The sequence below is a fragment of the Paracidovorax wautersii genome (genome assembly GCF_900113035.1).
In the GTDB taxonomy this organism is placed as follows: Bacteria; Pseudomonadota; Gammaproteobacteria; order Burkholderiales; family Burkholderiaceae_C; genus Paracidovorax; species Paracidovorax wautersii.
This window is the reverse complement of sequence record NZ_FONX01000002.1, coordinates 360,494-379,808: the sequence shown is the minus strand read 5'-3', so window position 1 is coordinate 379,808 and position 19,315 is coordinate 360,494. Positions and strand designations below refer to the sequence as shown.

Here is a 19,315-nt window from a genome sequence, read left to right as displayed (position 1 = left end):
GGACCCGGGCGCAGGTGGATCAAGCGCATACAGCTATAAAAAACATAGCAAATGCGCAGCCGGCGCATCAGGCGGCGGGCCGTTCGGCGGGCGCCGCCACCCTTTCGAGGCAGTAGCCCAGGCCGCGCACGGTGGCGATGCGGATCGGGCCGCGCTCGATCTTCTTGCGCAGGCGGTGGATATAGACCTCGATGGCGTTGTTGCTCACCTCTTCGCCCCATTCGCAGAGGCGCTCGACCAGCTGCTCCTTGCTGACCAGGCGGCCGGCGCGCTGCAGCAGCACCTCCAGCAGGCCCAGCTCGCGCGCCGACAGCTCCACCATGCGCCCGTCGATGGTGGCCACGCGCCCGGCCTGGTCATAGACCAGCGGGCCGTGGCGGATGACGCTGGTGGTGCCGCCCATGCCGCGGCGCGTGAGCGCCCGCACGCGCGCTTCCAGCTCCTGCAGCGAGAACGGCTTGGCCATGTAGTCGTCGGCGCCGAAGTCCAGCCCCTTGACGCGCTCGTCCACGCTGTCGGCCGCGGTGAGGATCAGCACCGGCATGGCCGAGCCCCGGCCGCGCAGGCGCTTGAGCACCTCCAGCCCGTGCAGGCGCGGCAGGCCCAGGTCGAGGATGAGCAGGTCGAATTCGCTGTTGGCCATGAGCGCGGCGTCGGCCTCGGCGCCGCTCGCCACATGGTCCACCGCCGCGCCGGAGCCGCGCAGCGTGCGCAGCAGTCCATCGGCCAACACCTGGTCGTCTTCGGCGATGAGGATGCGCATGGGGAGGTCTCCTGGATTCTTCTGTGGGGCACGGCGGGGGGCGTGCAGCGATTCTAGGAGCGGGCCAGCCGCACGGGGGCGTTCACGCCGCGCTGCCGTCGCCGCCGGCATAGGCCTCCAGGCCCAGCGCGACCACGGCCGCCACCTCGGCGCCCACGGCGTCGCGGAACTCGGCCTCGGCCCGCGCCACCGCGCGCTGGAAGGCCTGCAGCCAGGCCCGCCCCGTGGCCGTGAAGCGCACGCGCCGCGCGCGCGCATCCAGAGGATCGGGCTCGCGCACGACGAGGCCCCAGGCCTCGCACTGGTCCACCAGCGCGGCCATGGACTGCTTGGCCATGCCGGCGCGCGCGGCCAGGTCGGTCAGCCGGTCGCCCTGCAGCGAGAGGTGCCGGGTGATGTGGATGTGCGCCGCGCTGACCTGCTCGCGCGCGGCGAGGTTGGAAAGCGCCAGCGGCACCTGCACGTCGTGCGCCATCAGTTCCAGCACGCGCGCATCGAAGCGGCGCATGGCGTGGCCCAGCAGCCGGCCCAGGTGGGTGAGGCGCCAGGCGTCGTCGCGCAGGTCGGCGGCCGAAGGGGTTGCAGGGTCGGTGGAAACCATACGGATATTGTCAGCCAAACTGACCATTTAATGCATTGCAGAGCAGATATACCGCCCCTACACTACTGTTCAAGCATCCAGCCTGTGCTTAACCGCAGACAGTCCTGGAACCACGCACCTCACCGTATCTCAAGGAGTTTTCCATGGACGTCGCCGTCAAGAACCCCAACCCCGCCCAGCCCGTCAACGCCGAAAAGGCCAAGGCCCTGCAGGCCGCGCTGGCCCAGATCGAGAAGCAGTTCGGCAAGGGCACGATCATGCGCCTGGGCGAAGGCGAGGTGATCGAAGACATCCAGGTCGTCTCCACCGGCTCGCTGGGCCTGGACGTGGCCCTGGGCGTGGGCGGCCTGCCGCGCGGCCGCGTGGTCGAGATCTACGGCCCGGAAAGCTCGGGCAAGACCACGCTCACGCTGCAGGTCATCGCGCAGATGCAGAAGCTGGGCGGCCAGTGCGCCTTCGTCGATGCCGAGCACGCGCTGGACGTGCAGTACGCGCAGAAGCTGGGCGTGCAGCTCTCCGACCTGCTCATCAGCCAGCCCGACACCGGCGAGCAGGCCCTGGAAATCGTGGACAGCCTAGTGCGCTCGGGCGCCGTCGATCTGATCGTGATCGACTCGGTCGCCGCACTCACGCCCAAGGCCGAAATCGAAGGCGAGATGGGCGACGCCCTGCCCGGCCTGCAGGCCCGGCTGATGAGCCAGGCGCTGCGCAAGCTCACCGCCACGATCAAGAAGACCAACTGCATGGTCATCTTCATCAACCAGATCCGCATGAAGATCGGCGTGATGTTCGGCAGCCCCGAAACCACGACCGGCGGCAACGCGCTGAAGTTCTACGCCTCCGTGCGCCTGGACATCCGCCGCACCGGCACCATCAAGAAGGGCGACGAGGCCATCGGCAACGAGACCAAGGTCAAGGTAGTCAAGAACAAGGTGAGCCCGCCCTTCAAGACGGCCGAGTTCGACATCCTCTTCGGCGAAGGCATCAGCCGCGAAGGCGAGATCATCGACATGGGCGTGGAAGCGCGCATCATCGAAAAGAGCGGCGCCTGGTACGCCTACAACGGCGAGAAGATCGGCCAGGGCCGCGACAACGCGCGTGAATTCCTGCGCGAGAACGCCGACCTCGCCATCGAGATCGAGAACAAGGTCCGCGAAGGCCTGGGCATCGCCCTGCTGCCCGGCGGCGCACCGGCCGAAGGCGCGGGCAAGACCGAAAAGGCCGCCAAGGCCGAGAAGTAAGCCGCAGCCCAACAGCAGCCCGCCCGGCAACGGGCGACGAGCTTGGGGGACCCCACAGCGCCAGGCGCCTTGCGAACGGGCGCCTGGCGCTTCCATTTCGATAGCATCCGCCACATCCACCATGGGTTTCGCCAGCCTCTCCCTCAAGGGCCGCGCCCTGCGCCTGCTGGCGCAGCGCGAGCATTCGCGCACCGAGCTGCAGGCCAAGCTGGCGCGCCACGTGCAGGAAGGCGACGACCTCGCCGCCGTGCTCGACGAGCTGGAGGCCAAGGACTTCATCAACGCCGAGCGCGTGGCCGAATCGGTGGTGAACCGCCGCGCCGCTCGCCTGGGCACCCAGCGCGTGGTGCAGGAGCTGCGCAGCAAGGGGCTGGACGACGCCCTGGTGCGCGCCACGGCCGAGCGCCTGAAGGACACCGAGTTCGAGCGCGCCCGCGAGGTCTGGCGCCGCCGCTTCGGCAGCCCGCCCGCCAGCCTGCAGGAGCGCGTGCGGCAGACCCGCTTCCTCGTCGCGCGCGGCTTCGGCGGCGACACGGTGCGCCGCGTGCTGGGCAGCGCGGCGGACGACGCCTCCGAAAGCGGCCACGGCGACCAAGGCGGCTGGGACGACGAGGCCTGACGGGCAGGCGCACTGCTGTCCATCCGGCTCATGCCGGCACGGCATAGCAGCCAGACCGCGCGGCCCCTCGCCACATCGGACGGCAGCGGGCATAGTGGCTCCCCGCCGCCCGCCCCGCAGGGCGGCGACCGAGAGGAGACATTCCGCATGCAGAGAAGACAACTGGCCGCCGCGCTGCTGGCGCTGGGCACGGCCCCCCTTTCCATCCTGGCACGGGCGCAGGGCGCGCTGTCCTCCCGCCCCATCCGCATCGTCGTGCCCTTCGGCCCGGGCGGCGTGGCCGACCTGACGGTGCGCAGCGTGGCGCAGAAGATGGCCGCCTCGATGGGCCAGAGCATCGTGGTGGACAACAAGCCGGGCGCCGGCGGCATCGTGGCGGCCGACGCCGTGGCCAAGGCCGCGCCCGACGGCCACACGCTGCTGCTGATGTCCAACGGCACGGCCGTGAGCGCCGGCCTCTTCGCCAGCCTGCCCTACGACACGCTCAAGGACTTCGCGCCCATTTCCACGCTGGGCTATTTCGACCTGGCCGTGCTGGTGCCCTCGGGCAGCAAGTTCGCGTCGATGCAGGCGCTGATCGCGCACGCCCGCGCCCATCCAGGGCAGCTCAACATCGCCACCATCAACACGGGCAGCACCCAGCATCTGGCGGCCGAGCTGCTCAAGAGCACGCTGGGCATCGACGTGCAGGTCGTGCCCTTCAACGGCACGCCGGCCGTGGTCACGGCGCTGCGCGGCGGCCAGGTGGATGCGGCGGTGGAGATCCTCGCGCCGGTGATGGCCCAGGTCACGGGCGGCGCCCTGCGCGCGCTGGCCGTGCTGGGCGCCCGGCGCGCACCCGCGCTGCCGAACACACCCACGGTGGCCGAAAGCGATGCCGCCGGCCGGGGCCTGGAAGTGGCCTCTTGGAACGCGCTGGCAGCACCCGCACGCACGCCGCCCGAGCTCATCGCCCGGCTCAACGGCGAGGTGCAGAAGGCCCTGGCCGCGCCCGATCTGAAGAAGACCCTGCAGGGCTTCGGCGTGGAGGCGTGCGGCAGCACGCCCGCGCAGCTGGCGGCCCTGCTGGCCAGCGAGGTGCAGCGCTGGTCCGCCGTGATCCAGCGGGCCGGCATCCCGAAGCAGTGAATGCCGCGGGCCCGCGAGGGCCCCGGCTCAGCCCAGCAGGCGTTCCGGGTTGGCGTCGAGCTTGGCAAGCGCCTCGCGCGTGGCGCGGGTGGTGATGCCCTCGTCGTCCTGCGCCACCAGCAGCCCGGCCTGCAGGTAGGCGCCCAGGCGGCGCAGCTGGATCAGGTAGTTGCGGCCATCGGGCGCGGCGAACAGGTGCAGCTGCCGGCGCGCGCTCCGCCAGGCGTACTGCACCTGCGCGGAGGAGCCGTTGTGGTCCAGCGTGAACCACTGGCCCGGCAGCAGTTCCTGCGCCGCCGCGAGGATCTCGGCCGGCACCGGGACGTCGTTGTCGGCCACCACGTGGATCGAGGAGGCGTCGATGCCCAGCAGCATCTCGATGCTGTCGGCATTGAGCGGCATGTCGCCCAGCATGTCCTCGGACAGATAGTCCTCCAGCCGGTCCAGCCGCTGCACCAGCGCGTCGATATGGGCCTGCGGAATGGAAGCGGTCTTGGAGAGGAAGGCGTCGGCCAGCGTGTCGGTCAGCACCTTCACCTGCGCGTCCTGCGCGGCTTCGTGGATGCCCACCAGCGCCAGGCCGTGGCGCACGCGCTGCAGCAGCGCCGGCAGGCTCTGGATGACCAGCGCCCGCTCGCTGCGGTTGGGCTTGGCGCTGGCGGCCCAGACCAGGTCGGCCGCCGTGCGCTTGAGCGCGGTGGTCTCGGCATGCCGAGGGCCGTCGCGCACGGCGGACAGCGCCAGCACCTCGGCCCAGGTCTTGAAGAGGAATTCGCGGATCTCGTCGCGCACCGGCATGTCCTTGAGCAGGGTGCGCAGCTCGATGGTGTACTGGATGGCGAGCGTCTCGCGCTGCTCGACCTGCTGCGCCACCGTGACCAGGCGCGCCGTGTCGGATCGCTCGGTCAGGAAGCCGGCGAGGAATTTCTCGAACTCGTCGTACACCAGCTGGAAGACGCGCTGCCCGGTTTCCGGATATTGCTCGATCACCTGCACCACGCGGCGGATCTCGCGTTCGATGGCGCTGCCGCTGATGTCCGACGGGTCGAAGCCCAGCACCACCGCGCCCATGCGGTCGATGAGCAGGCGCGCGGGGTGGTTCAGGTCGCCGAAGAACTTGGGCTCGGCCAGCGCCACGCGCAGCACCGGCACCTGCAGGCGGGCGAACCACACACGCACCGAAGGCGGAATGCGGTCTTCGCTCAGGATGCTCTGGAACATCAGGGCCACGACCTCGATGACGGCCTTCTCGCTCGGGGTGGAGGCCTTGTGCTTGAGCTCGGCGGCGCGCTCGCGCAGCTCGCCCGCCAGCTGCATGAGCGAGGCCGGGCTGTAGTCCTCGACCATGGTGGCCAGGGCGCTGACGTAGAAGCTGTCGGCCTGCACGCGCTGCGCCGCCAGCGCCTGGGCCAGTGCGGGAGACGGTGCCGAGAACGGCGCCATCGCCGCTGCGGCATCCACGCCTGAGCCTGCGCCGGCACCTGCAGCCGGCACTGCGTTGCCGGAAACGAAGCCCACGCCGGGCTGGCCCAGCAGGCGCCAGAGCTGCCCCATCACGCCTTGCGCCCGCATGCGGGCCCGGCCCATGGGCGTGGCCGCTGCGCCGCCCTCGCCAGGCGCCGCCGCATCGCCATGCCAGGCTGCGCCGCCCGCCTGCCTGGAGGCCTGCTGCGCCTGGGTGACGGGGCCCCCCATGCCGCGCCCCATGCCCTGCGTGGACGACGCGAAGCCCGTGGGAGCGCCCGCGCTGCCGCTGGTGCGGCGCACGCGGGAGCGCAGGTCGTTCATCGCCTGCACGCCCTGCGCCTCCAGCAGCGCGGTCACCTGCTGGTACTGCGCCTCGACGAGCCGGGCGAGCTCCCGCTGCAGCGTGTCCAGCGGCCATTGCAGGTCGGTGCGCGGCAGGCCCGCATGCACCCACTGGTCCACCAGCATGAGGCACAGGGCCTCGGGCCGCAGCACGTCGCCGCTTTCGAGCTCCATGCCGTCGAGCTGCAGCATGCGCTGGCGCAGGCCTTCGTAGGCGAGATCGGAATATTCGGCCACCGTGAGGGCCAGGCGCGAGGCGACGATCTTGTTTTCGACCACGTCGTCGCTCAGCAGCTCGAAGCCGTCGAGGGAGTCGGTCAGCGCACCGCGCCCGGTATTGACCACCGGCGCCAGGCTGCTGCGCCAGGCGAGGGCGAGGCCCTCGATCCAGGTGTGGTGGTATTGCTGGTAGCGCGTGAGCGCGTCACGCCAGGCCTGCATCTCGCGCTGGGTGGCGGTCTTGCCCGTCAGCGCGAGCAGGTAGTCGAGCAATTGCCCGTCCAGCGCGGGAAGGCCGGCGCACAGCCCCTCGACGAACCGGTGCCGCACGACACGGCCGAGACGGCGGTGGGCAGGGGATGAAGAGGCGGCGGCGCTTTGCATGGTGGAAGGATCTTAGCGGCGCCCCCAGACAAAGTCGTAGGGATAAACCGACGCCCTTTGACACAGATGGCCCTCTCTGCCGGACGAGGGCCGGACATCGCAGCCGCACGCCAGGCGCGGCTGCGGCGGTGCGTCAGACGGTGGCGCCTGCGTTCGGGTCGTTGGGGTCGCCTTCCTTGCGGGCCGGAGCCTTGACCAGGTCCTCGCGCTTGACGCCCAGCCACATGGCGATGGCCGCTGCCACGAACACCGACGAATAGATGCCGAACAGAATGCCGATGGTCAGCGCCAGCGCGAAGTAGTGCAGGCTGGGGCCGCCGAAGAAGAACATGGACAGCACCACCGCCTCGGTCGAGGCGTGGGTGATGATGGTGCGGCTCATGGTGCTGGTGATGGCGTGGTCGATGACCTCGCGCGTCTCCATCTTGCGGTACTTGCGGAAGGCCTCGCGGATCCGGTCGAAGATCACGACCGATTCGTTCACCGAGTAGCCCAGCACCGCCAGCACGCCCGCCAGCACGGCCAGCGAGAACTCCCACTGGAAGAAGGCGAAGAAGCCCAGGATGATGACCACGTCGTGCAGGTTGGCGATCACCGCGGCCACGCCGAACTTCCATTCGAAGCGGAAGGCCAGGTAGATCACGATGCCCAGCACCACCACGCCCAGGGCCATCAGGCCGCCGTGGACCAGTTCCTCGCCCACCTGCGGGCCGACGAACTCGGTGCGGCGCAGCGTCACGCCGGGGTCGGACGCCTTGAGCGCGCCCAGCACCTGCTCGCTCTGCTGTGCCGAGGTCACGCCCTTTTGCACCGGCAGGCGGATCATCACGTCGCGCGAGGTGCCGAAGTTCTGCACGATCACGTCGGCATAGCCCAGGCTGGAGACCGTGTCGCGCACCTTGCCGATGTCGGCGGTCTGCGTGTAGGCCACCTCCATGACGGTGCCGCCCGTGAATTCGACCGACAGGTGCAGCCCGCGCGTGAGCAGGAAGAACACCGCCAGCGCGAAGGTGATGAAGGACACCGCGTTGAGGACCAACGCGTACTTCATGAACGGGATGTCTTTCTTGATGCGGAAAAATTCCATGATCCGCTCCCTTTATTGGTTCTTGCCGGCCACCGGGCGCGCGGCTGCGCTCTCGGGTCTCCAGACCTGGCCGATGGACACGCTCTTGAGCTTCTTCTTGCGGCCATACCAGAGGTTGACCAGGCCGCGCGAGAAGAACACGGCCGAGAACATGCTGGTCAGGATGCCGATGCAATGCACCACGGCGAAGCCGCGCACCGGGCCGGAGCCGAAGGCCAGCAGCGCCAGGCCGGCGATCAGCGTGGTGACGTTGGAGTCCAGGATGGTCGCCCAGGCGCGCTCGTAGCCCGCGTGGATGGCCGCCTGCGGCGAGACGCCCGCGCGCAGTTCCTCGCGGATGCGCTCGTTGATCAGCACGTTGGAGTCGATGGCCACGCCCAGCGCCAGCGCCATTGCGGCGATGCCGGGCAGGGTCAGCGTGGCCTGCAGCATGGACAGGATGGCCAGCAGCAGCAGCACGTTCACCGACAGTGCGATGGACGAGATCACGCCGAACAGCGCGTAGTAGATGCACATGAACACCGAGATGGCGACGAAGCCCCAGACCACGCTGTGGATGCCGCGCTGGATGTTGTCCTCGCCCAGGCTCGGGCCGATGGTGTATTCCTCGATGATCTCCATGGGCGCGGCCAGCGAGCCGGCGCGCAGCAGCAGCGCGGTGTCGTTGGCTTCGGCCGTGGTCATGCGGCCGGAGATCTGCACGCGGCCGCCGCCGATCTCGCTGCGGATCACGGGTGCCGTGACGACCTCGCCCTTGCCCTTTTCGAAGAGCACGATGGCCATGCGCTTGCCGATGTTGTCGCGGGTGATGTCGCGGAAGATGCGCGAGCCCTTGGCGTCCAGCGTCAGGTTGACGGTGGGCTCCTGGGTCTGGCTGTCGAAGCCGGGCTGCGCGTCGGTCAGGTTGTCGCCGGTCAGGATGACCTGCTTCTTGACGATGATGGCCTGGCCGTTGCGGTCGAGGTACTTCTCGGAGCCGAAGGGCACGGGGCCGGAGCCCATCTCGGCGGAGCGGGCGTCGGAGCCCTCGTCCACCATGCGCACTTCGAGCGTGGCGGTGCGGCCCAGGATGTCCTTGGCCTTGGCCGTGTCCTGCACGCCGGGCAGCTGCACGATGATGCGGTCCAGGCCCTGCTGCTGGATCACCGGCTCGGCCACGCCGAGTTCGTTGATCCGGTTGTGCAGCGTGACCATGTTCTGCTTGAGCGCCTGCTCCTGCACGCGGCGCACGGCCTCGGGCTTGATGGTGGCGCGCAGGCGGAAGCCGTCGCCGTCGGGCGAGCTGGTGGTCTGCAGGTCGGCGAACTGGTCGGCGATGAGGTTGCGCACCGCCGTCAGCGTGGCGTCGTCGCGCACGCGGATGTCCACCGCATCGCCGTCGCGGGTGATGCCGCCGTGGCGGATGTTCTTGTCGCGCAGCGTGGTGCGCAGGTCGCCGGCCAGCGATTCGGCCTTCTTGGTCAGAGCCGCGGCCATGTCCACCTGCAGCATGAAGTGCACGCCGCCGCGCAGGTCCAGGCCCAGGTACATGGGGCGCGCATGCAGCGCCGTGAGCCATGCGGGCGAGCGCGACACCAGGTTCAGCGCCACGATGTAGGAAGGATCGTTCGGGTCGGTGACCAGGGCGCGCTGGATGGCGTCCTTGGCCTTGAGCTGGTTGTCGGGCGTGTCGAAGCGCGCGCGCACCGAGCTGCCTTCCAGCACGACCTGGTCGGCGGTGACGCCGGCCGCCTGCAGCGCGGTCTCGACCCGCTGCAGCGTGGCCGTATCCACCTTGACGGTGGACTTGGCCGAGGAGACCTGCACCGCAGGCGCCTCACCGAAGAAATTGGGCAGGGTGTAGAGCACCCCCACCAGCAGGACGATCACCAGGATCGCGTACTTCCAGACCGGGTAACGGTTCATGTTCGCGCTCTTCTATCAGTTATGGACCCAGGCCAGCGGACGCCGCGCAAGGGCCGCCCCGCAGCGCTGACGTCGTCCCCCTTCCCGTCGCACGGCGATGGGATAAGGGGGAAGCGGCGCAGCCGCTCAGGGGGTTGTCACTTACTTGACCGTGCCCTTGGGCAGCACCTGCGCCACGGCGCTGCGCTGGATCTGCACTTCCACGCCCGAGGCGATCTCGAGGTGCAGATAGCCTTCGGACAGGCGCGAGACGCGGCCCAGCAGGCCGCCGGAGGTGACGATCTCGTCGCCCTTGGCGATGGCTTCGATCATGGCGCGGTGCTCTTTCTGGCGCTTCATCTGGGGGCGGATCATGATGAAGTACAGCACCACGAACATGAGCACCAGCGGCAGCATGCCGGTGAGCGAGCCCATCAGGCCACCGCCGGTGGCGGCAGCGGCAGGAGCGGTTTGGGCGAATGCGGAAGAGATGAACACGGCGGGAAACTCCACGAAAGTGAGAGAAAGGGTCGATTCGGCAGCCCGCCCGGCAGCTTGCGCGGCCGGGCGGACGTAACCGCGCATTGTATTCGTGGCCCATGCCGGGGGTGCGTCATACCCCGGGCCCCACCGGGCCATGGCGGCCGGCAGCGCCGGCGGCGCTCCATCACGCGGCCCGGAAAGCCCGGCAGCGCCCGTGGCATGGGCGCATGCAGCTATCGAAAGAGGAGCAGCCGAGCAGCAGCCGGACCGTGCTCCGCCGCGTCAGGCGCTGCGGCGGCCGGCCTGCGGGTCGCGCCACTGGCCCATCAGCGCCGCCCACTGCGGGCGCACGCTGGCCAGGTGGCGGGCCTTGACGTGGCCGTAGCCGCGGATGCCTTCGGGCATGCGGGCGATCTCCACCGCCAGCGGCAGGCGGGCGGCGTTCAGCCCGGCCAGCAGCTCTTCGATGCAGGCGCGGTATTCCTGGATCAGCGCGCGCTCGGTACGGCGCTCCTCGGTGCGGCCGAAGGGGTCGAGCGCCGTGCCGCGCAGGCCCTTGCAGCGGGCCAGGATGGCGAAGGCGCGGCGCATCCAGGGGCCGAAGGCCTGCTTGACGGGCTCGCCGCGCTCGTTGGTGCGGCCCAGCAGCGGCGGCGCCAGATGGTGCACGACGCGGTAGTCGCCCTCGAACATGCCGTCGATGCGGGCGGCGAAGGCGGCGTCGGTGTGCAGGCGGGCGACCTCGTACTCGTCCTTGTAGGCCATCAGCTTGAAGAGGTAGCGCGCCACGGCCTCGGTCAGGCGCGTGCCGCTGCCCAGCCGGGCCTCGGCCGCCTGCACCTGGCCCACGAAGGCCTGGTAGTCGGCGGCATAGGCCGCGTTCTGGTAGGCGGTGAGGAAGTCCACGCGCTTGGCGATCATCTCGCCCAGCCCCGGCTTCTTCACGAACTGGATCACCTGCGCGGCCCGGAAGAGCGCCTGCACCGCGGCCAGGTCGTGCGCGCAGCGGCGGCCCCATTCGAAGGCGGCCTGGTTGTTCTCGACCTGCACGCCGTTGAGCGCCATCGCCCGCATCAGCGCCGCATGCGAGAGCGGCACCCGGCCCTGCTGCCAGGCGTAGCCCAGCATCAGCGGGTTGGTGTAGATGCTGTCGCCCAGCAGCTGGGTGGCGACCTGCTCGGCGTCGAAGGCACCCAGCCCTGCCTGCCCCACCGTGGCGGTGATGGCGGCTTCGCAGCTGCCGGTGGGGAACTGCCAGTCCGGGTCGTTCACGAAGCTGGCCGAGGGCGTGCCGTGCGTGTTGAGCGCCACGTAGGTGCGCCCGGGCTGCATGGCGGCCAGCGTGGTGCGGGTGGCGGCCACGATGGCGTCGCAGCCGATGACCAGGTCGGCCTTGGCCGTGTCCACCTTGGTGGTGTAGATGGCCTCGGGCCGGTTGGCGATCTGGATGTGGCTCCAGGTGGCGCCGCCCTTTTGCGCCAGGCCCGCGGAGTCCTGCGTGATGACGCCCTTGCCGTCCAGGTGCGCGGCCATGCCCAGCAGCGATCCGATGGTGATCACGCCCGTGCCGCCCACGCCCGCCACGACGATGCCCCAGGCCGTCTCGGCCACCGGCAGCACCGGCTGCGGAATGGGCGGCATGGCGGAGAGGTCGCCCTTCTTCTCCTTCCTGGGCTTCTTGAGCTTGCCGCCTTCGACGGTGACGAAGCTGGGGCAGAAGCCCTTCACGCAGGAATAGTCCTTGTTGCAGCTGTTCTGGTTGATGCGGCGCTTGCGGCCGAATTCGGTCTCCACCGGCTCGACCGAGAGGCAGTTGGACTGCACGGAGCAGTCGCCGCAGCCCTCGCAGACCAGCTCGTTGATGACCACGGTCTTGTCGGGCGTGGCCAGCGTGCCGCGCTTCCTGCGGCGGCGCTTCTCGGTGGCGCAGGTCTGGTCGTAGATGATGGCGGTGCAGCCGGGAATCTCGCGGAATTCGCGCTGGATCGCGTCCAGCTCGTCGCGGTGGTGCACGCTGACGCCCGCGGCCAGCGGCGCGCCCTGGTACTTGGCCGGCTCGTCGGTCACGATGACCAGCTTCGCCACGCCTTCGGCCGTGAGGCTGTTCATGATCTGCAGCACCGAGTGGCCCTCGGGCCGCTCGCCCACCTGCTGGCCGCCGGTCATGGCCACCGCGTCGTTGTAGAGCACCTTGTAGGTGATGTTGGCGCCCGCGGCGATGCTCTGGCGGATCGCCAGGAGCCCGCTGTGGAAGTAGGTGCCGTCGCCCAGGTTGGCGAAGACGTGCTTTTCCCGCGTGAAGGGCTGCTGGCCCACCCAGGTCACGCCCTCGCCGCCCATCTGCGTGAAGGTGGAGGTGTGGCGCCCCGGCATCCAGTTGACCATGTAGTGGCAGCCGATGCCGGCCACGGCGCGCGAGCCGTCGGGCACGCGGGTGCTGGTGTTGTGCGGGCAGCCGCTGCAGAACCAGGGCGTGCGGTCGCCCGTCTCCACCTTGAGCTCGGCCATGCCGCGCTCTCGCGCGTCGATCACGGCCAGGCGCTCGTCCATGCGCGCCGCCACGTCGGCCGGCACGCCCAGCTTCTTCAGGCGCTTGGCGATGGCGCGCGCGATGATGGCCGGCGTCAGGTCGGCCTTGGGGCGCAGCAGCCAGTTCTGGCTGGGGTTGGGCATGCTCCACTCGCCGCCGGAGTTGTCGCCCTCCACCTCGTCGAACTTGCCCAGCACGTTGGGACGCACGTCGGCACGCCAGTTGTAGAGCTCTTCCTTGATCTGGTATTCGATGACCTGGCGCTTTTCCTCCACCACCAGGATCTCCTGCAGCCCTTGCGCGAAGTCGCGGGTGATGGTGGCCTCCAGCGGCCAGACCACGTTCACCTTGTGCAGGCGCACGCCCAGCTGGTGGCAGACGTCTTCGTCCAGCCCCAGGTCGATCAGCGCCTGGCGCGTGTCGTTGAAGGCCTTGCCGCTGGCGATGATGCCGAAGCGGTCCTGCGGGCCGGCGATGACGTTGTAGTTGAGCCGGTTGGCGCGGATGTACGCGAGGGCCGCATACCACTTGTAGTCCATCAGCCGCGCTTCCTGCTCCAGCGGCGCGTCGGGCCAGCGGATGTGCAGGCCGCCGGGCGGCATGGCGAAGTCCTCGGGCAGCACGATCTTCACGCGGCCCGGGTCCACCGAGATGCTGCTGGACGACTCCACCACCTCCTGGATGGTCTTCATGCCCGCCCACACGCCCGAGAAGCGGCTGAGCGCGAAGGCGTGCAGGCCCATGTCCAGGATCTCCTGCACGCTGCTCGGGAAGAACACCGGCAGCCCGCAGGCCTTGAAGATGTGGTCGCTCTGGTGCGGCGCGGTGCTGCTCTTGCTGATGTGGTCGTCGCCCGCGATGGCGATCACGCCGCCGTGCCGGGCCGTGCCGGCCATGTTGGCGTGCTTGAAGACGTCGGAGCACCGGTCCACGCCCGGGCCCTTGCCGTACCAGATGCCGAACACGCCGTCGTACTTCTTCTGCTCGGGGTAGAGGTCCAGCTGCTGCGTGCCCCAGACCGCCGTGGCGCCCAGCTCCTCGTTCACGCCGGGCTGGAAGACGATGTGGTTGTCGGCCAGATGCTTCTTGGCCGCCCAGAGCGCCTGGTCGTAGCCGCCCAGGGGCGAGCCCCGGTAGCCGCTGATGAAGCCGGCCGTGTTCAGCCCGGCCACCGCATCGCGCTGGCGCTGCAGCATGGGCAGGCGCACCAGGGCCTGCACGCCGCTCATGAAGGCGCGGCCTTCCGGCAGGGTGTACTTATCCTCCAAGGACACCGTCTCAAGGGCGCGGCGGATGTGTTCGGGCAGCGGGGCGTTCATGGTCTTGTCTCTCCATCGTCGTGGGGCCGCGGCCTCGTGGGTGCGGCGGGTCGGCGCGCCCGGTGGGGCGGGGGCCTTTTCGGTCCAGTGTAGGGACGCGGGCCCGATATGTCCTTTCTCGTTCATGCCGTGTTTACCCTCGTTTCAGAAAGATCCTTTCTCGAAACAATCGCCATATGGAAGAACTGGACAGATACGACATCGCCATCCTCGGCGAGCTGCAGGCCGACGCGCGCCTGACCAATGCCGAGCTGGCCCAGCGCGTGGGCCTGTCGGCGGCGCCCTGCTGGCGGCGGGTGCGGGCGCTGGAGCAGGCCGGCTTCATCAAGGGCTACCGGGCGGAGATCGACCGCCACCGGATCGGCCTGGGCGTGCTGGCCTTCGTGCGGCTCGATGCCGACCGCAGCACGGGCGGGCTCACGCGCGAGATGGAAGAGGCCATCGCGCAGATTCCCGAGGTGATCGCCTGCCACTACATCAGCGGCACCGGCACCTTCGAGCTGCAGGTGGTGGCGCGCGACCTGGACAGCTTCTCGCACTTCGCCCGCAACGTGCTGCTGAACCTGCCCAACGTGAAGGACATGCACACCAGCTTCTCGCTGGGCGAGGTCAAGGCCGGCGGCGCGCTGCCGCTGGCGCACCTGGAGCGCGCCGTACGCAAATGAAATCAGCCGGCAGTGGCCCCAGAGGGCTGCAGCGCAGCGGCCACCTGGGCATTCCGCTATGCATTCAATAGCAATCTGATCGGCGCAGCGCTGCGCCACAATCACGCCCATGCTGCAACTCCAAGACATCCGCGACGCCGCCACCCGCCTGCAGGGCCAGGTGCTGGCCACCCCCTGCGTGGAATCCCAGACGCTCTCGCACATCGTCGGCGCCCAGGTGTTCCTCAAGTTCGAGAACCTGCAGTTCACCGCGTCCTTCAAGGAACGCGGGGCCTGCAACAAGCTCAGCCAGCTTTCGGCCGAAGAGCGCGCCCACGGCGTGGTCGCCATGAGCGCCGGCAACCACGCGCAGGGCGTGGCCTACCACGCGCACCGGCTGGGCATCCACGCCGTCATCGTCATGCCGCGCTTCACGCCCGGCGTGAAGGTGGAGCGCACGCGCGGCTTCGGCGCCGAGGTGGTGCTGCATGGCGACACGCTGGAAGAGGCCCGCGCCCACGCCTATGCGCTGGCCGACGAGCGCGGCCTGACCTTCGTGCACCCCTACGACGACGAGGCCGTGGCCGCCGGCCAGGGCACGCTGGGCCTGGAGATGCTGCAGGCCGTGCCCGATCTGGACACGCTGGTGATCGCCGTGGGCGGGGGCGGCCTCATCTCCGGCGTGGCGACGGCCGCCAAGGCGCTCAACCCGGCCATCGAGATCGTGGGCGTGCAGACCTCGCGCTTTCCGGCCATGGTCAACGCCGTCAAGGGCACGCAGCACCCGCAGGGCACCTCCACCATCGCCGAGGGCATCGCCGTGGGCCGCCCGGGCAAGATCACGCAGGAGATCATCACCCGCCTGGTGGACGACCTGGTGTTGGTCGAGGAAGGCGACATCGAGCAGGCCGTGCTGATGCTGCTGGAGATCGAGAAGACCCTGGTCGAAGGCGCGGGCGCCGCGGGCCTGGCCGCGCTGCTGCGCTACCCGGAACGCTTCAAGGGCCGCAAGGTGGGCCTGGTGCTCTGCGGCGGCAATATCGACCCGCTGCTGCTGGCCGCCATCATCGAGCGCGGCATGGTGCGCTCCGGGCGCCTGGCGCGCATCAAGGTCGGCGTGCGCGACGTGCCCGGCGCGCTGGCGCGCATCACCGCCACCGTGGCCGAGGCCGGCGCCAACGTGGAAGAAGTCCACCACCAGCGCGCCTTCACCATGCTGGCCGCGCAGAACGTCGAGGTCGAGCTGGTGCTGCAGACGCGCGGGCACGAGCACGTGCAGCAGGTGCTGCAGCAGCTGCGCAGCGCGCAGATGCAGGCCGACCTGATCTGATCGATCAGGCCCGCCCGGGGCCGCCCGCCCGGCCCCGGAGCACGTGATTCCTGTAGGAGAACGCGCCCATAGCGCGTCCCGAAGCCCTGCATTCACACCCGGTTGCAGGCTGCGGCGCAGGTTGTCGGCACACTGCGTTGCCATGCAGAAACCGCAACGACGCCACTTTCTCCGCACCCTCGGCCGCGGCGCCGCGCTGGCCTCCGCCGGCAGCCTGGGCCTGAACTGGACGCAAGCCTTCGCCGCGCTCAAGCCGCTGGGCCAGCCCCGGCCCTTCGACTTCGCCGCGCTGAAAGGGGAGGCCCGCACCCTCGCCGGCAAGCCCTACGTGCCGCCCGCCGCCACGCTGCCCGCATCGGTATCGGCGCTGGACTGGGACCAGTACCAGTCGATCCAGTTCCGGCCCGACCACGCCCTCTGGGCCGACGAGCACCTGCGCTTCCAGGCCAAGTTCTTCCACCTGGGCCTCTTCTTCAAGAAGCCCGTCCACATGTACGAGCTGGCGAACGGCCAGGCCCAGGAGCTGGCCTACGACCCGGCCATGTTCGACTACGGCAAGAGCGGCCTGAAGGCCGGCGATCTGCCGCCCGACCTGGGCTTCGCGGGCTTTCGTCTCAACTTCCACACCGACCCGGTGCGCGACGTGGCCGCCTTCCTGGGCGCGAGCTATTTCCGCGCCGTGGGCGGCGAATGGCAGTACGGCCTCTCGGCCCGGGGCCTGGCCATCGACACCGGGATGCAGCAGCCGGAGGAGTTCCCCGACTTCACCGCCTTCTACCTGGAGCGCCCGGCGCCCGGCTCCAACACCGTGGTGGTGCTGGCCCTGCTGGATTCGCCCAGCATCAGCGGCGCCTACCGCTTCGCCATCACGCCCGGCGACGTGCAGGTGATGGAGATCGACGCCGCGCTCTACCCGCGCAAGCAGATCGAGCGCATCGGCATCGCGCCCTGCACCAGCATGTTCCAGCACGGCGAGAACGACCACCGCATGGCCAACGACTGGCGCCCGGAGATCCACGATTCCGACGGCCTCTCGATGTGGCGCGGCAACGGCGAATGGGTCTGGCGCCCGCTCACCAACCCGCCCACGCTGCAGTTCAACGCCTTCGCCGACGAGAACCCGCGCGGCTTCGGGCTGCTGCAGCGCGACCGCAACTTCGACCACTACCAGGACGACGGCGTGTTCTACGAACGCCGTCCCTCGCTCTGGGTCGAGCCCAAGGCCGACTGGGGCAAGGGCTCGATCCAGCTGGTGGAGATCCCCACCGTCGATGAAACCTTCGACAACATCGTGGCCTTCTGGAACCCGGAGCGCAAGCCGCAGGCCGGCGAGGAGTGGCTGGTGGGCTACCGCCTCTTCTGGGGCGCCGACACGCCAGCGCACCTGCCGCTGGCGCGCTGCGTGGCCACCCGCACCGGGCTGGGCGGCGTGGTGGGCAAGCCGCGCACGTATTTCTCGTGGCGCTTCGCGGTGGACTTCGCGGGCGAAAGCCTGCTGGGGCTGGGGCGCGACGCCAAGGTGGAGCCGGTCATCACCGTGAGCCGCGGGCAGGTGGAGACCACCTCGGCGCGCCCGCTCGAAGCCATCAACGGCTGGCGCGCCATGTTCGACCTGCGGCCCGGCGACGACAGCACCGAGCCCATCACCATCCGCCTCTTCCTACGCGAGAACGGCCGCCCGATCACCGAGACCTGGCTCTACCAGTGGGTGCCGCCCGCGCAGGCTGATCGCAAACCCTACTGAACGCCGCCGTGCCGCGGCCACTAGAATGGCCTGCAGCACGCTTGTAGCAACGCACGCACGCCACCGCAGGAGACACCGACCATGGCCCACGACACCAGCACGGCACCCCACGCCGGCGAAACGAACGCCCCCGACGCCATCGAGGCCGTGGTGCCGCTCATGCCCCTGGTGCTGCCCGCCGTGGGCGCCGTCATCATGTTCCTGCTGGCGTTCATCGCCATCTACATGGCCTGACGGCGCACCGCGCACCGCCCGACTGCAAGCCCCGCACCGCGGGGCTTTTTGCATTTCGGGCGCCCTGCGGTGCCGTCTTTCGCCTTCGTATCCGTATCCGTCTTTTTTCTTCGCAAGGAACCCTTCCCATGAGACCCGGCCACGCACTCGTCCTCTTCTCCGGCGGGCAAGACTCCACGACCTGCCTGGCGTGGGCGCTGACCCATTTCGAGCATGTCGAGACCATCGGCTTCGACTACGGCCAGCGCCACCAGGTGGAGCTGCAGGCCCGCACCGAGGTGCTGGCCGCCGTGCGCGAGCGCTTCCCGCAATGGGCCGGCCGGCTGGGCGAGGACCACATGGTCGATCTGGCCGTGCTGGGCCAGATCAGCGACACTGCCCTCACCCGCGACACCGCCATCCAGATGACCGCAGCCGGCCTGCCCAACACCTTCGTGCCCGGGCGCAACCTGCTCTTCTTCCAGCTGGCCGCCGCCGTGGGCTACCGGCGCGGCCTGCACACGCTGGTGGGCGGCATGTGCGAGACCGACTTCTCGGGCTACCCCGACTGCCGCGACGACACCCTCAAGGCGCTGCAGGTGGCCGTCTCGCTGGGCATGGGCCAGCGCTTCACCTTCGAGACCCCGCTGATGTGGATCGACAAGGCCGCCACCTGGGAGCTGGCCCGCGAGCTGGGCGGCGACGCGCTGGTGGACATCATCGTGCGCCAGTCGCACACCTGCTACCACGGCGTGCGCGACACCCTGCACAGCTGGGGCTACGGCTGCGGCGAATGCCCGGCCTGCGCGCTGCGGCGCGCCGGGCACGAGCAGTGGGCGGCGCGCAGCGGCGCCTGAGCCTTCATTCGCGTCAGGCGGCGCTGCCCTTGACGAGGTTCACCGCCAGGCGCAGGCCCTGCAGATAGCTGTCCACGCCGAAGCCGGCGATCTGGCCCTTGGCGATCTCGGCGATCACCGAGTGGTGCCGGAAGGCTTCGCGCGCATGGATGTTGGACATGTGCACCTCGACGATGGGGCACTTCAGGATGGCCAGCGCATCGCGGATGCCGTAGCTGTAGTGCGTCCAGGCGCCGGCGTTGATGAGCACGCCCTCCACCTCGTCGAAATACGCTTGGTGGATGCGCTCGGCCATCGCGCCTTCGAAGTTGGTCTGGAAGCACTCGACCTCCACGCCCAGCTCGCGGCCCAGCGTGACGAGCTGGGCATCGATCTCGGCCAGCGTGGTCGTGCCGTATTGCTTCGGATCGCGCTTGCCGAACATGTTCAGGTTGATGCCGTGGAGTACGAGGAAGGTCAT

16 protein-coding genes are annotated in these 19,315 nt (G+C 69.5%); 8 read left to right on the top strand and 8 right to left on the bottom strand.

Annotated elements, in window-relative coordinates; genetic code table 11:
* Positions 1-67 precede the first annotated feature (67 nt).
* Both BM070_RS04250 and BM070_RS04245 read right to left on the bottom strand, forming a co-directional pair.
* Complete coding sequence (locus BM070_RS04250; protein WP_092937909.1) at positions 68-763, bottom strand: response regulator; 696 nt, start codon at positions 761-763, stop codon at positions 68-70.
* A gap of 82 nt (positions 764-845) precedes the next feature.
* Positions 846-1,364, bottom strand: a complete 519-nt coding sequence (locus BM070_RS04245) for a MarR family winged helix-turn-helix transcriptional regulator (RefSeq protein ID WP_092937907.1) — start codon at positions 1,362-1,364, stop codon at positions 846-848.
* Positions 1,365-1,507: 143 nt separating this feature from the next.
* Here BM070_RS04245 and recA point away from each other — a divergent pair, with 143 nt between their 5' ends.
* From recA to BM070_RS04230, 3 genes are all read left to right on the top strand, one after another.
* Positions 1,508-2,605 carry a recombinase RecA gene (gene recA / locus BM070_RS04240; RefSeq protein ID WP_092937905.1) on the top strand — a complete coding sequence of 366 codons (1,098 nt, stop codon included), beginning with the start codon at positions 1,508-1,510 and terminating at the stop codon, positions 2,603-2,605.
* Positions 2,606-2,726: 121 nt separating this feature from the next.
* Positions 2,727-3,224, top strand: a complete 498-nt coding sequence (gene recX / locus BM070_RS04235) for a recombination regulator RecX (RefSeq protein ID WP_092937903.1) — start codon at positions 2,727-2,729, stop codon at positions 3,222-3,224.
* Positions 3,225-3,371: 147 nt separating this feature from the next.
* The gene (locus BM070_RS04230; RefSeq protein WP_092937901.1) at positions 3,372-4,352 is read left to right on the top strand and encodes a tripartite tricarboxylate transporter substrate-binding protein; all 981 of its coding nucleotides are present in this window, start codon (positions 3,372-3,374) and stop codon (positions 4,350-4,352) included.
* Between the two features lie 27 nt (positions 4,353-4,379).
* Here the strand turns inward: BM070_RS04230 and BM070_RS04225 are convergent, their stop codons facing one another.
* From BM070_RS04225 to BM070_RS04205, 5 genes are all read right to left on the bottom strand, one after another.
* Complete coding sequence (locus BM070_RS04225) at positions 4,380-6,764, bottom strand: DUF1631 family protein (RefSeq protein WP_092937899.1); 2,385 nt, start codon at positions 6,762-6,764, stop codon at positions 4,380-4,382.
* 133 nt (positions 6,765-6,897) lie between these two features.
* Positions 6,898-7,851, bottom strand: a complete 954-nt coding sequence (gene secF, locus BM070_RS04220) for a protein translocase subunit SecF (RefSeq protein WP_092937897.1) — start codon at positions 7,849-7,851, stop codon at positions 6,898-6,900.
* A gap of 12 nt (positions 7,852-7,863) precedes the next feature.
* The gene (gene secD, locus BM070_RS04215) at positions 7,864-9,756 is read right to left on the bottom strand and encodes a protein translocase subunit SecD (protein WP_092937895.1); all 1,893 of its coding nucleotides are present in this window, start codon (positions 9,754-9,756) and stop codon (positions 7,864-7,866) included.
* Between the two features lie 141 nt (positions 9,757-9,897).
* Entirely contained in the window at positions 9,898-10,233 is a 336-nt protein-coding gene (yajC, locus tag BM070_RS04210; RefSeq protein WP_092938150.1) for a preprotein translocase subunit YajC, read from the bottom strand.
* A 267-nt stretch (positions 10,234-10,500) separates the two neighbouring features.
* Entirely contained in the window at positions 10,501-14,067 is a 3,567-nt protein-coding gene (locus BM070_RS04205; RefSeq protein WP_092937893.1) for an indolepyruvate ferredoxin oxidoreductase family protein, read from the bottom strand.
* A 176-nt stretch (positions 14,068-14,243) separates the two neighbouring features.
* Between BM070_RS04205 and BM070_RS04200 the strand changes: the two genes are divergently transcribed.
* The 5 genes from BM070_RS04200 to queC all read left to right on the top strand — a co-directional run bounded on the left by BM070_RS04200 (position 14,244) and on the right by queC (position 18,855).
* Positions 14,244-14,732 (top strand): Lrp/AsnC family transcriptional regulator, encoded by a 489-nt coding sequence (locus BM070_RS04200; protein ID WP_092937891.1) that lies wholly within the window; start codon positions 14,244-14,246, stop codon positions 14,730-14,732.
* 109 nt (positions 14,733-14,841) lie between these two features.
* Positions 14,842-16,041, top strand: coding sequence for a threonine ammonia-lyase (locus BM070_RS04195; RefSeq protein ID WP_092937889.1), 1,200 nt, complete (start codon positions 14,842-14,844; stop codon positions 16,039-16,041).
* Positions 16,042-16,183: 142 nt separating this feature from the next.
* The gene (locus BM070_RS04190; RefSeq protein WP_092937887.1) at positions 16,184-17,785 is read left to right on the top strand and encodes an OpgD/OpgG family glucan biosynthesis protein; all 1,602 of its coding nucleotides are present in this window, start codon (positions 16,184-16,186) and stop codon (positions 17,783-17,785) included.
* Between the two features lie 81 nt (positions 17,786-17,866).
* Positions 17,867-18,019 (top strand): hypothetical protein, encoded by a 153-nt coding sequence (locus tag BM070_RS24745; RefSeq protein WP_175518417.1) that lies wholly within the window; start codon positions 17,867-17,869, stop codon positions 18,017-18,019.
* A 128-nt stretch (positions 18,020-18,147) separates the two neighbouring features.
* Positions 18,148-18,855, top strand: a complete 708-nt coding sequence (queC, locus tag BM070_RS04185) for a 7-cyano-7-deazaguanine synthase QueC (protein WP_092937885.1) — start codon at positions 18,148-18,150, stop codon at positions 18,853-18,855.
* A 13-nt stretch (positions 18,856-18,868) separates the two neighbouring features.
* Here the strand turns inward: queC and aroQ are convergent, their stop codons facing one another.
* Positions 18,869-19,315, bottom strand: coding sequence for a type II 3-dehydroquinate dehydratase (gene aroQ / locus BM070_RS04180; RefSeq protein ID WP_092937883.1), 447 nt, complete (start codon positions 19,313-19,315; stop codon positions 18,869-18,871).